The organism is Faecalibacter bovis, from assembly GCF_017948305.1.
Classification (GTDB): Bacteria; Bacteroidota; Bacteroidia; order Flavobacteriales; family Weeksellaceae; genus Empedobacter; species Empedobacter bovis.
Genome location: NZ_CP072842.1, coordinates 728,009 through 744,464 on the forward strand (window position 1 = coordinate 728,009; position 16,456 = coordinate 744,464).

General features: G+C 33.2%; 11 protein-coding genes. 4 read left to right on the plus strand and 7 right to left on the minus strand.

What is annotated here, in order from left to right:
- Positions 1-20: 20 nt before the first annotated feature.
- From J9309_RS03520 to J9309_RS03540, 5 genes are all read right to left on the minus strand, one after another.
- Positions 21-968: a cbb3-type cytochrome c oxidase N-terminal domain-containing protein gene (locus J9309_RS03520; RefSeq protein ID WP_230477123.1), complete on the minus strand. Its 948-nt coding sequence runs from the start codon at positions 966-968 to the stop codon at positions 21-23.
- Positions 965-1,171 carry a cbb3-type cytochrome c oxidase subunit 3 gene (locus J9309_RS03525; RefSeq protein WP_230477125.1) on the minus strand — a complete coding sequence of 69 codons (207 nt, stop codon included), beginning with the start codon at positions 1,169-1,171 and terminating at the stop codon, positions 965-967. Before J9309_RS03525 ends, J9309_RS03520 begins: the two co-directional genes overlap by 4 nt.
- A complete protein-coding gene (gene ccoO / locus J9309_RS03530) occupies positions 1,171-3,447 on the minus strand; it encodes a cytochrome-c oxidase, cbb3-type subunit II (protein ID WP_230477129.1) in 2,277 nt (758 codons plus the stop codon). Before ccoO ends, J9309_RS03525 begins: the two co-directional genes overlap by 1 nt.
- Entirely contained in the window at positions 3,447-3,611 is a 165-nt protein-coding gene (gene ccoS / locus J9309_RS03535) for a cbb3-type cytochrome oxidase assembly protein CcoS (protein ID WP_121934792.1), read from the minus strand. The genes ccoO and ccoS overlap by 1 nt, the downstream gene beginning before the upstream one ends.
- Before the next feature lie 80 nt (positions 3,612-3,691).
- Positions 3,692-6,085, minus strand: a complete 2,394-nt coding sequence (locus J9309_RS03540; RefSeq protein WP_230477130.1) for a heavy metal translocating P-type ATPase — start codon at positions 6,083-6,085, stop codon at positions 3,692-3,694.
- Positions 6,086-6,160: 75 nt separating this feature from the next.
- Here J9309_RS03540 and J9309_RS03545 point away from each other — a divergent pair, with 75 nt between their 5' ends.
- Both J9309_RS03545 and J9309_RS03550 read left to right on the plus strand, forming a co-directional pair.
- A complete protein-coding gene (locus tag J9309_RS03545) occupies positions 6,161-6,868 on the plus strand; it encodes a Crp/Fnr family transcriptional regulator (RefSeq protein WP_230477131.1) in 708 nt (235 codons plus the stop codon).
- A gap of 183 nt (positions 6,869-7,051) precedes the next feature.
- Positions 7,052-11,476 (plus strand): T9SS type A sorting domain-containing protein, encoded by a 4,425-nt coding sequence (locus J9309_RS03550; protein ID WP_230477132.1) that lies wholly within the window; start codon positions 7,052-7,054, stop codon positions 11,474-11,476.
- A gap of 80 nt (positions 11,477-11,556) precedes the next feature.
- Here J9309_RS03550 and J9309_RS03555 read toward each other — a convergent pair whose 3' ends face one another.
- Positions 11,557-12,945, minus strand: coding sequence for a leucyl aminopeptidase family protein (locus J9309_RS03555; RefSeq protein WP_230477133.1), 1,389 nt, complete (start codon positions 12,943-12,945; stop codon positions 11,557-11,559).
- A gap of 98 nt (positions 12,946-13,043) precedes the next feature.
- Between J9309_RS03555 and J9309_RS03560 the strand changes: the two genes are divergently transcribed.
- Complete coding sequence (locus J9309_RS03560) at positions 13,044-13,793, plus strand: alpha/beta fold hydrolase (protein WP_230477134.1); 750 nt, start codon at positions 13,044-13,046, stop codon at positions 13,791-13,793.
- 88 nt (positions 13,794-13,881) lie between these two features.
- Here J9309_RS03560 and hflX read toward each other — a convergent pair whose 3' ends face one another.
- Positions 13,882-15,105, minus strand: a complete 1,224-nt coding sequence (hflX, locus tag J9309_RS03565) for a GTPase HflX (protein WP_230477135.1) — start codon at positions 15,103-15,105, stop codon at positions 13,882-13,884.
- Positions 15,106-15,542: 437 nt separating this feature from the next.
- Between hflX and hisG the strand changes: the two genes are divergently transcribed.
- A complete protein-coding gene (hisG, locus tag J9309_RS03570; protein WP_230477136.1) occupies positions 15,543-16,400 on the plus strand; it encodes an ATP phosphoribosyltransferase in 858 nt (285 codons plus the stop codon).
- Positions 16,401-16,456 lie beyond the last annotated feature (56 nt).

Sequence of the window (16,456 nt, forward strand, 5' to 3'; positions counted from 1 at the left end):
TATGTCTGTAAAACACATTATTATTTTTGTTTCCACGCTTCTACAACATCCCCTTGAGGTGCAGCAGCTCCATCAGCTTCAGTTAAAGTTTTTTCAACTTGGTTGATGTGGTAAACGTAAGATGCAACTTTTTCAATTGCTAACCCTGATAATTCTTTTCTTTGTCCGAAAGCTCTCATCTGAGGGTTGTGAGGTGCTCCATCATAAACGATAGCGTAGATGTTTAAGAATAAATCTTCGTTCTCGTGATTAATCCAAGAATCATCTGTTAAGTTAGGACCAATACCTCCTTTACCAGCGTCTAAGTGACATTGAGTACAGTTTTGTGTAAAGATTTTCTTTCCTTCCTCAACGATTGCAGGATCGTTAGATTTGTTTACAGCTCCTTCAATTGTAATATCGTTAGCTTCAGCCCATTTAGCATCTCTTTCGTCTAAAATGGCCATTTCCTCTACATATTCTACATCCGAATCAGCAAAATCAGTAAATGTATATGCTAACATGTATGTAATACAGAAAACAATTCCAAAGTAGAATAAAGATAACCACCATTGTGGTAAAGCATTATCTAACTCTTTAATACCATCAAAACCGTGATCGATGATGATCGCTTCTTCTTCTTCAGCAGATTGCTTTTTAGAAGCTGAACTGAATAATCTTGTAAAGTATCCAATTTTAGATTCTGCTAAATATTCAGCTTGTTCTTCTGCTGATAATTTTTTGAACTTTTGAGTTTCTACAACTTTGTTTAATGCATTAATAATTAATAACATCACTAAAGCGATAGCTACTACAGCCCAAACGATTCCTTCTTTAACAACAGCTCCTAAGTGAGTAATTAAGTTGTTAACCATTCCTTTAAATCCTGGTTCTGCAACAGTTTCTACTGGTGTAACCATTGTGAATGCTAAAATGATAGCAAACATTGTTAAAGGAATAAATATATAAGCTGGGGTACGTTGTCTCATTTTATAGTATTTTTTTCGTTTGTCTCTTCTTCTGATTCCAAATCTAATGGTGCTTGTTCATAGTTCTTGTAGTAACCTTTTGGTTTCGTCCAAACGATGTAGAATAAACCTACAAAGAAAAGAATGAAAGCCAAAAGGATTAAAGTTTGATACAAACTTGCATTATCATAATCAGAGAAAAACTCCTTATAATATTTTAACATTAATTACTAGCTGTTTCAATTTGATCTGCACTGATGTCAGTTCCTAAACGTTGTAAGTAAGCGATTAAAGCTGTAATCTCACGTTTGTGTAATGGAACAAATTCGTTACCAGCAGCTTTTGCTTCTTTCTCTTTATTAGCCCATAATTCTTTTAAATCTGGTGCATCTTTAAAGATACTTGCTTCAATTGCTAACGCTTGACGATCCATAGAAACTCTCATACTATCAAAATCTTCTTGCTCGTAAGGAACTCCTAAAGTAACCATTGCTTTCATTTTATCCTTAGTTAAAGACTCGTCTAAAGTATTTTCAACTAACCAAGGGTAACGTGGCATGATTGATCCATCAGATGTTTCACGTGGATTCCACATGTGCTTATAGTGCCATGCATCAGGATTTTTACCTCCTTCACGATGTAAATCTGGACCTGTACGTTTAGATCCCCATAAGAACGGGTGATCGTAAACAAATTCTCCAGCTTTAGAGTATTCACCGTATCGTTTTACCTCGTCACGGAATGGACGAATCATTTGTGTATGACAAGCATTACATCCTTCACGAATATATAAATCACGTCCTTCTAACTCTAATGCTGTATAAGGTTTAACATTTGCAATAGTTGGAATGTTTGATTTTACAGTTAACGTTGGAACGATTTCTACTAAACCTCCGACAGCTAAAGTTAAAACTGAACCTACAGTTAAAACAATAGGCATACGCTCAATCCAAGTGTGAACAGTTTCACCTTCAGCACGAGCTGCAGATTTAGGAGCTAACGCAGGAGCTGAAACTTCTTCGTTACTAACGAATGATCCTTGTTTAACAGTTTTAATAACATTGATAATCATCAAGATTGCTCCTGTTAAATATAATGTACCACCAAAAGCACGTAATGGATATAACCATTGTTTTAAGATCGTAACAGTTTGTAAGAAGTTACCGTACTCTAATGTACCATCTTCTGCAAATTGTTTCCACATCAAACCTTGTGTCCAACCTGCAACATACATTGGGATAACCCAAAATAAAATACCAAAAGTACCAATCCAGAAGTGTGCATTAGCTAATTTGATAGAAGCTAATCTTGTATTAAATAATTTAGGTATTAAGTAGTAAACTACACCAAATGCCATAAATCCGTTCCATCCTAATGTACCAACGTGTACGTGGGCAGGAACCCAGTCAGTAAAGTGACCGATTTTATTTAATGTTTTTGTAGCTAATAAAGGCCCTTCGAACGTAGCCATACCATAACATGTTAATGCTACTACGAAGAATTTTAAGATAGGATTTTCTCTAACTTTATCCCATGAACCACGTAATGTTAATAATCCATTTAACATACCTCCCCAAGATGGAGCGATTAACATGATTGAGAATCCTGTTCCTAAAGCTTGTGCCCAACCTGGTAACGCAGTGTATAATAAGTGGTGTGGACCTGCCCAGATGTAAATGAAAATTAATGACCAGAAGTGGATAATAGATAACTTGTACGAGAATACAGGTCTGTTAGCCGCTTTGGGTACAAAGTAGTACATTAAACCTAAGATTGGTGTTGTTAAGAAAAATGCAACAGCATTATGTCCGTACCACCATTGTACTAAGGCATCTTGTACACCTGAATAAATTGAATAAGATTTTGGTGCTAATGGGTTGAATGACACAGGTAATTCTAAGTTGTTGAATACGTGTAACATTGTAATACCAGCCCAAGTACCGATAAAGAACCAAATCGCTACGTATAAGTGACGTACACGACGGTTTGCAATAGTTAAGAACATTTGAACACCAAATAGTACCCAAACTAATGCGATTAAAATGTCAATTGGCCATTCGTGTTCAGCATACTCTTTTGAAGTATTGTACCCTAACGTGAATGTAACAAAAGACGCTACAATAAATAATTGCCATCCCCAGAAAATTGTCCAGCTCATTACATCACTGTACATTCTAGTTTTTAACAATCTTTGGATTGAATAGTACGCTCCACTGAAGAAACTGTTACCAACGAAAGCGAAAATTGCTAACGTAGTATGAATCATACGAAGCCTACCAAATCCTAATTTCCCTTGAGAGTCTACAAGACCTTGAATTCCTGCCCCAGATCCACTAACCGTTGGATCATCTGTACCAAAAAGAACTTCTGGTAAAGTTGGGAAGAAAAGCAAAGTTGCTACTAAAACTCCATAGAAAAATGCCATAACTGCCCAAAACAATGTGGCATAAACGAAATACTTTACGATCTTATTGTCGTAACTAAAAGTCTGCATTTGCATTATGAGTCGATTTTATCTTTAGTTTTTTTATCCTCTTTTAACATTCTGACTGCTGGTGATTCATCATCATCAAACTGTCCCTTCTTAAATCCTACAAAAAAGAATAAAAGAAAGATTGCGCCTAACGAGACGCTGACCATTATCATTAATAATAATATCCCCATATCATCTACAAAATTACAAAGCCTCAGCTTCTTATCACAATGATTTTAGTCAGAGGCTATTTTTGAAATCTAATTTAAAATCATTCTAAATTCCATTTGTGTAAATAATCGGTTAATCTTGTACTCGCCGTAGCAAATAAAAGAACTGAAACCGAACTTACAGGCATCAAAATGGCCGCATAAACAGGTTCTAAATTACCTGTAATTGCAAAAGCTAATCCGATGATATTGTATGCAAAACTAATTATAAATGCAATCAAAATTAATCGCATCGATTGTTTTGAAAGATTCATAAAATCAGGCACTAACCTGAAATTTCTTGCATCTAATATCCCATCACAAGATGGTGTAAAACTATTCATATCATCAGAAATGGTTACACCCACTGTACTTTGTTTTAAAGCTCCAGCGTCATTTAAACCATCTCCTAACATTAGAACCTTCTTACCTTCTGCTTCTAACTTTTTAATATATTCTAATTTATCTGTCGGCGATTGATTAAACATAAAAGAAGTATTCTTAGGGAAAATTCCTTGTAAAAATTCTTTTTCAGAATCATTATCACCTGATAAAATATGTAAATTATAACCTTCTAATTTAGAAATTAGAGAATTTAATCCTTTTCTGTATCTGTTTTTATAAATATATTTTCCATAAACCACGTGATTAATGGAAATATAAACCTCTGTTTGATTTAATGATGAATTCCCTTCAGCATTTACAAAACTTCTGGAACCTACTTTAATAAAATAACCATCTACATTCCCTTGTTGCCCTTTCCCAATTATTTCTTCATAATCTTGCACATTTGCATGATCATTCACATTCAATTTTCGATGTAAAGTTCTGCTCAACGGGTGATTAGAATTTCGCAACAAACTACGCACTAACACTTGTAAATCGCTTGTTAACTCTTTACCAACGTAAGAAATATTTGCATCATCACTTTCAGTAATTGTACCTGTTTTATCAAATACGACATCCGTAATTTTTGCTAAATTTTCTATGGTAGCGGTGTTCTTTACATAAAATTTCTTGTTCCCAAAAACACGCATTATGTTACCCAAAATAAAAGGCGACGATAACCCTAATGCACAAGGACAAGCAATAATTAAAATAGATGTAACTACCTTTAGAATTAATGAAGCATCTAAAAACCACCAAGCGATAGCTGATAAAAGTGTAATTCCTAAAATGATTAACGTAAAATAATGACTTATATGATTTGTAAACGCATTTAATTCAGATTCTTGTTTACTAAAAGCATCATTATTCCATAACTGTGTTAGGTAACTTTGATTTACTTCTGAAACAATTTCTAATTCTATCGCATGACCTGATTGTTTTCCTCCAGCAAAAATCTTATCTCCCGATTTTTTCGGAATCAAACGCGATTCACCTGTAACGAATGAATTATCAATCATAGCTTCGCCTCGAATTAAGATTGCATCAGCAGGTATAATTTCTTCATTTCTGACTAAAATACGATCTCCTTTCTTTAACTCAGATAATAAAATAGGTTGTTCTACTCCATCTTCAAGGCGTGCAACTGCAACTGGATAAAATGACTTGTAATCACGATCAAAAGCTAACGATTTGATTGTTTGTTGTTGAAACCATTTTCCTGTTAACATTAAAAACAACAAGGCAGCAAGCGTGTCAAAATAACCTGGTGATAAATCAAAAATGATATCATAAGTCGATTTAAACATGATCACGATAATTCCTAAAGCAATCGGAATATCTAAATTGATATATTTATTTTTTAACCCTTGCCATGCTGATCTAAAATAATCAGTTGATGAGTAAAAGAAAACAGGTAATGATAAGAAAAACATGGCCCATCTAAAGTATTCTTTGTTCTCTTCCAACCACGATTCTTTAACGTCTCCAAAAAACTCTACATACTCTGGAAATGATAACAACATGATATTTCCGAAAGCGAAACCTGCGACAACAAGTTTACTAACTAATGAACGGTCGGTTTTAGAACCTTCTTTTTTATCAATCGATTTTAAATTAACAGATGGTTTATATCCAAGATTGGTCATCAACCTTGCTAAATCTCCTAATTTTAAATCTTCGTGTCTAAAAGTAATTTGTACGATTTTCTTCGTGAAGTTTACGTTTGAAGAAATAATCGAAGGATTAATGGTTTCTAAACTCTCTAATAACCAAATACACGATGTACAATGAATTACAGGTACCTCGAATGAGACCACCGAAATACCATCATCAGAAAAATCTACGACTTTGTCAAAGATTTCCTTGGTGTTTAGAAAGTCGAATTGGTGATCTCCACGAGAATCGGGACGAACACCTGCATTTTGATTTAAATGGTAATAATCACTTAAATTATTTATGTTTAAGACCTCATATACAGTCTTACAACCTTGACAACAGAACTCTTTTTGATCGAACTCAATTCTCTCTTCTTCAATTCCTTGCCCACAGTGGAAACAATTCTCTGCCATATTCTTTTGCAAAATTACTTTCCTTTTATCAGAAATAACCTTAACTTTGTATGAGATAAGTCATAACACAAAGCAATGTCAGAATTTAATGAAAATCTAGAATCTATCAAAATGTTGTTTGAGAACCCTGATAGTTTGGGCGTTTTTACGAAAGAAGAGTTAATAGAATTTGAACAAGAAAAGAGAGTTCTTACATTGAAAAAGGGTGACGAAATCATCCAAGAAGGAGCGACACCTAAGGGAATTTACTGTTTAATTAACGGAACAGCTAAATTATTTAAAATCGGTTTTAATGGTAAAGAGCAAATTTTACGATTTGCGAATGCAGGAGATATTATTGGTTACAGATCTATCTTGAGCCAAGAAGTTTTTGGTGCATCAGCTACTGCTATGAATCCGGTTGAAATTTATTACATCCCTGAAAAATTCTTTTTAAAATTATTAGAATTTAATCCAAAATTAGCCTTCGATATTCTACAACGAATTGCAAAAGATTTAGGCGAATACGCACGTACAATTACCTATTTAGCACAAAAAACTGTTCGCGAACGTTTAGCTGAAGTTTTATTGTTATTAGAAGGAAAATTAGGTACTGATAAAGATGGATTCATCAATATTTCTTTAACAAGAGAAGAAATGGCCAACTTAATTGGTACTGCAACTGAGTCTGCTATTCGATTAATATCAGAATTTAAAACAGATGAACTAATTGAAGTTGAAGGTCGTAAAATTAAAATTTTAGACCATCAAAAATTAACAAAGCTAGGACACGTTATTTTATAAGGTTCTATATATTAAAAACTTAAGAGTTTCAAATTAATTTGAAACTCTTTTTTTTTGAACTAAATCCAACCATTTATTGTAAAACTCAAATTTATTTGATAATAAATTTAATATTCAACTTATAAAATGTTAAATTTTTAACTAAATTTGAAACAACACTAATATTTAATTAACACATATTTTATGAAGAAAACTTACACATCTTCTAAAATGACGCGTGATAAAGGTTCGGATTCGTTCGAAACCCTAATTAAGCGATCATTTAGAAACTATGTAGGGACTCTGTTATTAACAGGGGTTGGTATGACTGGTGCTCTTGCACAAACAAATCCGACACCTCAACCGGTTCCATACACACAAAATTTTAATGACTTAACAAATGCTTACCCTGCTGGTTGGCAAGGTTGGAGAATTGCCGGAAACATTTCGGGAAACTTTGAGATTGTTTCACCTTCTGCAGATTTTGCGTTTTATACATCTAATCTTTCAAATTCAACAAGTGCCGCACATATTGGAAACATTGGGCAAAGATTAGGATTCTTAAACACAACAACAACTAGAACAATTCCTGCTTTAGCAGTTAGTACTTTAGATCGTCAACAGATTAAAATCAAATACGACATTAATTTACAACGTGTTAATAGTGATCGTGTTTTAGCAGTACAGTTACAATATCGCATTGGTACAGAAGGTGATTTTACACCTATAACGGAATCAGAAGAAATTTTTACTGGTGCTGGTTCTGGAACGAACAATTCTGGGACAAATGTAGTTGAAACTCGTACGAAAGAAATTAGTCTTCCTGCAGAAGTTGCGTTTAAAGAAAACGTACAATTTCGTTGGGTTACCGCACGTTTACAAGGTGGATCTGGAGATAACTTAGGATTTTCTATTGATAATGTAGAAGTTACAGGTATTACTGATCCATGTGCCAACAATCCGATACCATACACTGAAGATTTTTCAGAACTAACAACTGACGTACGCGAGTGTACTTTAGTTGAAAATACTAATAACGATTCTGAAACTTGGAAAATTCTTACATCAAGCCAATCAGGATTCACTGCACCATATCTAAGATATAGATATCAATCTACAAACGCTGCTAATGATTGGTTCTTTACTAAAGGTTTAGCTTTAGAAGCTGGAGTAAACTATAGAATACGCTACAAAACTGGAACAGGAGGTTATGATGAAAAATTAAAAGTTAGCATTGGTCAGGAGCAAAATAGTTCTGCAATGAACCAAGTTATTTTTGATCATGGTGTATTTAGAGCTAACGGAAGCACAATAAGTGTAGAGAAATATTTCACAGTTACAACATCTGGAAATTATTACATCGGCTTTCACTCATATTCAGCTGCAAATCAATTCTATCTTTACTTAGATGATATTATCGTCGATTTAGCTCCTACATGTTTACCTCCTTCGGCAGTAACAATGTCTAACATTACACATAATACTGCACAAGCTAGTTGGACAGCTGCTTTGACAGAAGCATCAAGCTACGAATATTACATTTCTACAGATGCAACAGCTCCAACAGCTACAACAACAGCTACTGGAACAACAACTACAACTTCTGCTACATTAAGTAATTTATCTCAAACAACAAATTACAATTTATGGGTTAGATCTGTATGTTCTGATACTGATAAATCTGAATGGACTTCAGTTACTACATTCCAAACTGGACAATTAGCAGCTACATTCCCATTTACAGACAATTTTGATGGTGCTAATAATGGATGGGGAATTTTATCAAACTCTACAGCAACGAATCAATTATCTACTTTCTATATAGACACTCCAACTTCTTTGACAATTGGAACTGGGACTACTGCTGCGAATTTAACATTTGCTAATGGTAAATTATTTGTTTCATCTGAAACAGATAACTTAAGTCCTGTTTATAAATCAAATTCAATCGCGTACGCTTATAGAGACGTTACTTTACCTGCTGATATTACTACTGCTAAAGTTAGCTTCAAATGGTTAATTAAAGGAGAAGGAACTACATATGCATGGGATTTCGGACGATTTTTAATTGTACCTATCACATCTACTTTACAAACGACCACTCCATTAACACAAGATCCAACAGCTTTAAATAATATTTTCTCATTTAATGAAAATCCATATTTATCGGGAGATTTCAAACATTTAATGAGTCATGTTGCTGCTGCTAATACTGTGTTTAATGGAGCATATGAAGAGAAAGCTAATGTTTTCCAAAACAATGCGATTGATTTATCAGCTCATGCTGGACAAACTGTACGTGTATTATTCTATTTCAGATCTGATGGTTCTACACAAAATGCGCCATCATTAATTATTGATGATTTTGTATTTGATTATACTCCATCATGTTTAGCTCCTACTCAGATGACGGCTTCTAATGTCGAAGCTAGAACTGCTGATATTTCTTGGACAGCTTCAACATCTGATGTTAATGGATATGAATACTACTATTCTACAGAAGCAACTGCTCCTACAGAAACTACAGAAGCTTCAGGAACAACTACAGAAACTACAATTTCTTTAGCTAATTTAACTCCTGAAACTACTTATTATGTTTGGACTAAAACAGATTGTTCTGACGCTGGTAAATCAGAATGGACTGCTAGCCCATTAACATTCACAACAACAATTTCTTGTCCTGCACCTACGGCTCCTACAACTACAAATATCACTACATCTAGTGCTACAATAGGTTGGACATCAACTGCAACAGATTTTGAGTATATTTATTCTACAACTAACACGGCTCCAGAAGCATCAGCTACAGGAACTTTAGTAAGTGGAAATACAGCTGAAATAACTGGATTAGATAGTACGACAACTTACTATTGGTGGGTTAGAACAGTTTGTGGTGAAGATGATAAATCTAGTTGGTTAGGTTCTTCTTTCCAAACAGCACAAGTGCCAGCAACATTCCCATTTGCTGATAATTTCGACAATCCTCAATGGGTATTCGCTAACGGATCACAAACAAATAAATTCTACATTGGTACACCTGCAGAGGCTAATAATGTAACTTATGCAGATAATAAATTATTTGTTTCTCAGAATGGAACAGATAACACATATTCTGGAACAGGATCTTTAATTTACGCTTATCGTGATGTAGTTTTACCTGCTGACTTAACTTTAGCAAAAATTACATTCGATTGGATTTTTAAAGGAGAAGGAACTGTTAGTACACCATGGGATCATGGAAGATTCTTTATCATGCCAGCTTCTGCAATACCTACAGCAGGTACTAGCATTGATACTGAAGCGAATCCAATTATTATGAATGGAGTTAACTCTATTTACATACCTGGAGATATAGTTTCTAATGAATTTAATACAGTTCATCCGCATTTAATTTATAATCCATCACATACTTATAGTGGTGCATTCGAAGACATCAAACACACATTTATTGACGAAGGTGTAGATTTAAGTGCGTACGCTGGACAAACAATTCGTTTAGTTTTCTATTTCAAAAATGATTCAGGAACACATCCACCTGCATTAACAATTGATAACTTTGCTATTGATTATGCTCCGAGTTGTTTAACTCCAACTAATTTAGCAACATCTAATGTTACTTATAACGCAGCTACAATCAGCTGGACAGGAAATTCAGATACATATTCTTATGTAGTTTCTACAACTAATGAAGCACCGACTGGTGATACAGGAGTTTCTACTACAGAAAATACTGTAAATTTATCAGATTTAAACTCAGCTACTACATACTACTGGTGGATGAAATCTGATTGTGATTCAGGAGATAATTGGTACCAAGGACCTTCATTTACTACAAATGCAACACCACAAGCTTATCCATTTACTGATGATTTCGAAACATTAAAATGGAATTTAGTTAATGGTAATGAGACTAATAAATTCAATGTAGGAACTCCATCAGGTTCTGATAATGGTAAATTATTTATTTCTGAAAATGGTAATACTAACACTTATAATGTAGAAGCTACAAGTAGAGCTTATGCTTATGCAGACGTTGAATTACCTACTGATATTACAACTGCAAACGTTAAATTTGACTGGACTGCTACAGGTGAAACAACATATGATTACGGTCGTTTCTTTATCGTACCTACTTCATACGTTCCTAATAATGCTACTAATATTACTTCTACAGGTACTATCACAGGTCAGTATTTCGGTTCAACTAAACTTAATTTATCTAACGGAACTGCAGTATTAAATGAACAAGTTGATTTATCAGCTGTTGCTGGACAAACTGTTCGTTTATTATTCTACTGGAAAAATGATGCTTCAGACGGAGTTCAACCTCCATTATCAATCGACAACTTCTGTTTCGCTAATGAATGTACAGAATTAGCTGTTGGTGATATGAATAAAGCGAATTTCGCTTACTATCCAAATCCAGTTCAAAACGAATTAAACTTCAAAGGTGAGCAAACAATTGCAAATATTGAAGTTTATAACTTAGCTGGTCAAACTGTAAATAGTGTTAAAGTTGGAGGAAAAACTTATCAATTAAATACTGCAAAATTAACTGCAGGTGTTTATATGGTTAAAGTTACTTTCGAAAACGGATCATCTAAAACAGTTAAGATTATCAAAAAATAAAATTTGATATCATCTGAAATAAAAAACGCCTCGGAGAAATCCGAGGCGTTTTATTTTATAATTGATTTAAAAAATCATGCTTAATATTTCTTGAAAAATTGGTTTAGCAAACGGATTCCAACACCAGTTCCTCCATTTCCTTTGTAATTTTCTGGTGCAGTTGTAAACGCAGGCCCAGCAATATCTAAATGAATAAATGGATAAGTTGTAAAATGCTCTAAAAATTTACCCGCAGTAATTGTACCTGCATAGCTTCCACCAATATTTTTAAGATCTGCAATTTGAGATTTAATTTGCTCTTTATAGTCGTCCCAAAGTGGTAATTCAACTAAACGCTCATACACTTCGTTTCCAGCAGTTTTTAATTTAGAATTAATCTCAACATTTGCATTACTCATCATACAAGTAGCACGAGTTCCCGCTGCAACTAAAGCTGCTCCTGTTAATGTTGCTGCATCAATAATTAATTCTGGCTCATATTGATTCGCATACGCAATTGCATCTGCTAAAATCATACGCCCTTCCGCATCTGTATTTAATACCTCAACAGTTGTTCCATCATACATCGTAATCACATCACCCGGAGCATAAGCATCTCCTCCTGGACGGTTATCAGTAGAAGGAATTAAAGCGATAAGATGTAAATCTAATTGATTTAATGCTGCAGCATAAATTGCTCCACCCATACAAGCCGCTCCACCCATATCAGATTTCATAAGATCCATCGAATTTGGTGTAGGTTTCAGGGATAATCCACCAGTATCATATACAATTCCTTTCCCAACTAAAACAATTGGTTTTTCGTTGCGAGGATTTGTTGGTTTATATTCTAAAATTGTAAAAGTAGGCGGTTGTACAGAACCTTTATTCACTGCTAATAATCCACCTAACTTCAGTTTGTCAATTTCATCTTTATGTAAAACTTCAATTTTAATTTTAGCTTCTTTCGCAATCTCTTCTAATTCTTTCGCCAATTGTAATGAAGTCAAATAAGAGTTTGGCTCATTCACCATATCTCTTCCCCAATAAACAGCTTTTATGATATTGTTCAGCTCAGCAACTTGTTCAGCTGTAACATCACCAACTATTGAAACTTCATTCAATGCAAATTCTTTTTCATCTGCATCTTTAAAATATTTCAAGAATTGATAGTTAGATAATTCTAAACCTTCTGCAACCGACAACACTTTTGCACCATTTCCTACTAAAGTTATTTTAGTTGCTTTTTTATCTAATTGTTGTCTAATTGAAAATCCTGCAACACGCAAAGGTTCTAACTCTTGGTTTTCATCAACTAAAAAAACTGTTTGTTTTCCTAATTTAATAAAATCAAATTTTGCTTCTCCTTGTTTAAATTCTTCAATAATATTTTGAATCAATTCGTTATTTTCAACTTTAAAATCAGCTGATTTATCAAGCATAAAAACAACATTCTCTTGTAAAGTATAGCTTTGTGATATTGTAATCATTTTTAAAAAATTTGTTTCAAAAGTACAAAAACGAAAGTTTAATTATTACGATTTATAATTAAAGATTTAAATGTAATTTTGATTAAAATTAGATCTAAATGTTACATTACACGACTGAAGGAACAGGTAATTCTGTAGTTTTTTTGCATGGATTTATGGAAAATTCTAACATTTGGAATTCATTTATTTCAGAATTCTCAAAAACATTCCAAGTCATAACAATTGATTTACCTGGACACGGAAAAAGTGAAAGTAATCAAGACATAAATACCATTGAAATAATGGCTGAAAAAGTAATTGAAGTTTTAGAATTTCTGAAAATTTCGAATGCTACTTTTATTGGTCATTCAATGGGCGGATATGTTAGTTTAGCCATTGCCGAAGGTTATCCACAATTTGTTAATAAAGTGGTTTTAGTAAATTCAACTTCGTTACCAGATAACAAGGAGAAAAAGGAACAACGATTAAAAGTAATCCCAACTATTCAAAAAAATTATCCCCTATTTGTTCGATTAAGTATCCCAATGCTTTTCGCTGAAGAATTGAAACTTCAGTTGGAAAATGAAATAAATGAATTAAAAAATATCGCACTTGAAAATTCTGTTAAAGGAATTGAAGCTACTTTACGAGGTATGAGAGAGAGACCAGATCGTACACATGTTTTTTATGATATTGATAAACCTTTCTTGATTATAAATGGTTCTAAAGATTCTACGATTGATGTTGATTTGTTTGAAACTGTAATTCCTGAAAAAGAAAATATTAAAGTTGAAAAACTTGATTGTGGACATGTGGCTTTTATAGAGCAAAGGGAAGAATTTATTAAAATTTTATCTTCATTTCTGTAAACTTTAAATATTGATAATTCATGAAATGATTTGTCAAATTCAAGAACAAAAAAAAGAGTTCAATTTCTTGAACTCTTCTATAAATATTTTATTCTTCTTCAGTCATATCTTCTTCTTCGTAATATTGAAATAAGAAATTATTGTATGGGAATCGCTTCGTATGAATATCTTTTACTTCATCGTAAATTGTTTTGCGTAAATCCTCTAAATTATCTTTTTCCGTTGCCGAAATAAATAAAGTTTTGTAATCTGTTTTCGCCATCCAAGTACGTTTCCAATCTTCTAAAGAATAATTCTCGAATTTCATTTCCGTTAAGTCATCATCTTCTTTTGGAGTATATGAGAAATTATCAATCTTATTAAAAACCATAATTGTTGGCTTGTCGTTAGATTGAATTTCAGCTAAGATTTGATTAACAGAATCTACATGACCTTCAAAACTTTCGTGAGAAATATCTACAACATGCACCAATAAATCAGCTTCGCGAACCTCATCTAACGTAGATTTAAATGATTCTACTAATTGTGTAGGTAATTTTCGAATAAAACCAACAGTATCAGTTAGCAAGAAAGGTAAATTACCAACAACAACTTTACGTACAGTTGTGTCTAAGGTTGCAAATAATTTGTTTTCAGCAAAAACTTCAGATTTAGATAAAACATTCATCAATGTTGATTTACCAACATTCGTATAACCAACTAACGCAACACGAACTAATTGTCCGCGATTTTTACGCTGCGTTGCCATTTGTTTATCAACAACTTTTAGTTTTTCCTTTAATAATGTAATTCGATCACGAATAATACGTCTATCCGTTTCAATCTCAGTTTCACCAGGACCTCTCATCCCAATTCCACCACGCTGACGCTCTAAGTGAGTCCACATGCGCGTAAGACGAGGTAATAAATATTGATATTGTGCTAATTCTACTTGGGTACGGGCATACGATGTTTGTGCACGTTGCGCAAAAATATCAAGAATCAACTGCGTACGGTCAATCACCTTACGTTCTACAACTTTCTCAATATTTTTTAATTGTGATGGTGTTAATTCATCATCAAAGATTAAAGTATCAATATTATGTTCAACTACATAATCTAAGATTTCATTTAATTTACCACTTCCAACAAAAGTTTTTGGATCTGGTTTATCTACTTTTTGAATAAATCGAGCAGCAACTTCAGCACCAGCCGTAAAAGTTAAAAACTCTAATTCATCCATATATTCAGTTAGTTTTTCTTCAGATTGCTTTTGTGTTACCAATCCTACTAAAACTACTCTTTCGTAATTTGCTTCTTTTTTTTCTAACATCTAAAAATTCAAGATTTCTTAAATATTCTACAAAGTAAAGTAATTCTACTTAATTAATGTAATATCTCCAATAATTATACCTAATTGTGAGTCGTTTATTTGATATGATATTTTTCTATAAAAATTTAATTAAATAGAAATATTATCTAAATTAATCAGCCAAAACCCTATTAAATACAAAATTTATTAAATATTTAAATTTTATAACTCATAATTAAATTATCCTTTCTAATTTTGTAAACACAAATAAAGAATATGTCATTCACTCAAAAACATCATGTACATCATCATCATAGCTCCTTTTAGGCGGCCTGATTTGTTGTATTTTGAAGTGAACTAAAAATATTAATGAAACCGTCTGAGTAAATCAGTCGGTTTTTTTTATTTCTATCTTTTCACTCTCCGCTTTTTTACTCAGACTTCACAATAAAATTAAAATGAGTAAATTAAAAATTGCCATTCAGAAAAGCGGAAGATTAAGTGAAAAATCCCTAGAATTATTAAAAGATTGTGGGATTAAAATCTCTGCAAGTGGTCGAAAATTAAGAACCGAATCATCAAACTTCCCTATCGAAGTTTTATTCTTACGCGACGACGATATTCCGCAATATGTAGAACAAGGAGTTGCTGATATCGGAATCTTAGGTGAGAATGAAGTGTGGGAAAAAAATAAAGACATCAACATCGTTCGTCAATTAGGTTTTGCGGGATGCAAATTATGTTTAGCCATTCCCAAAGATGAAGTCTATACCGATTTATCGTACTTCGAAAACAAAAAAATTGCTACTTCTTACCCACGTATTTTAGGAAATTTCTTTCAAGAAAAAGGGTTGAATGTAAAGATTGAAGAAATTGGAGGAAGTGTAGAAATCGCCCCAAGCATCGGTTTAGCGAACGCCATTTTCGACATTGTTTCTACAGGTTCTACGCTATTAACTAATGGATTAAAACAAGTAGAAACGGTTGTTGAATCTCAAGCAGTTTTAATCGCGAACAAAAGTTTAGACACTGAAAAACAAGCAATTTTAGATCGATTATTGTTCAGAATCGAAGCGGTAAAACAATCTTCAGAAAACAAATACATCTTATTAAACGCGCCAAACGATAAGTTAGAAGAAATCATCACTTTATTGCCCGGAATGAAATCACCGACCATTTTACCATTGGCGCAAGAAGGTTGGTCTTCTATCCACACCGTAATTAAAGAAGATACTTTCTGGGATATCATCGAGCAACTAAAAGCTTTCGGTGCCGAAGGAATTTTAGTGTTAGAAATTGAGAAAATGATTTTATAAGACGTAAGTCTTAAGGTATAAGTCATAAGGACGCTATAAACCTTACAACTTAAGTC